An 804-nucleotide genomic window follows, 5' to 3' on the forward strand; every position below is an offset into this window, starting at 1 on the left:
CGGGCGTCCCGGAGGACTGTCCGTTGACGGGTGTGGTGCATGCCGCGGGTGTGGGGCAGGCCGCGATGCTGGAGCAGACCGGGCCGGGGGAACTGGCGGAGGTGCTCGGTGGCAAGGTCGCGGGCGCGGTGCACCTGCACGAACTGACCCAGGATATCGATCTTGGGATGTTCGTGATGTTCTCCTCGGGTGCGGGGGTGTGGGGCAGTGGCGGGCAGGCCGCTTATGGTGCGGCGAACGCTTTCCTGGACGCGCTTGCCGTTCAGCGGCGTGCGCGAGGGCTTGCCGGGACCTCGGTTTCGTGGGGTGCGTGGGGTGAGGCGGGTATGGCCTCGCAGGAGGGCGCCCGTGACTATCTGCGTGAGCGTGGCATGGTCGCGATGGATCCGGAGTTGGCGGTCCGGGCTCTGGAGCAGGCGGTGGAGGCGGGTGAGGACTGTGTGACGGTCGCGGATATCGATTGGCCGCGTTTCACTGACACGTTCACCGCTACGCGGGTGAGTCCGTTGCTGGCTGATCTGCCCGAGGCGCGGCAGCGGCCGGTTGTGGCCTTCGGTGAGGAGGATGGTTCGGCGCTTGCGGGTCGTCTGGCTCCGTTGCCGGTGTCCCAGCGGCGGCAGATCCTGCTCGACCTGGTCCGTGGCGAGGTCGCCGCGGTGCTCAAACATCCGGATGTTCAGGCCATCGAGGCCACGCGGACGTTCAAGGACCTGGGGTTCGAGTCGCTGACCGCGGTGGAGTTGCGTAACCGGCTCAATCGGGAGACGGGGTTGCGGCTGCCCGCGACCATGGTCTTCGATCACC

1 protein-coding gene is annotated in these 804 nt (G+C 68.2%); it reads left to right on the top strand.

Annotation, left to right across the window (positions count from 1 at the left end):
• Window positions 1-32: 32 nt before the first annotated feature.
• Window positions 33-804, top strand: a 772-nt coding sequence (locus AWQ70_RS37115) for a beta-ketoacyl reductase (protein WP_245647338.1), incomplete at its 3' end; no start/stop codon positions are given.

Origin of the sequence: Microtetraspora niveoalba (assembly GCF_001570405.1) — a bacterium.
In the GTDB taxonomy this organism is placed as follows: domain Bacteria; phylum Actinomycetota; class Actinomycetes; order Streptosporangiales; family Streptosporangiaceae; genus Microtetraspora; species Microtetraspora niveoalba.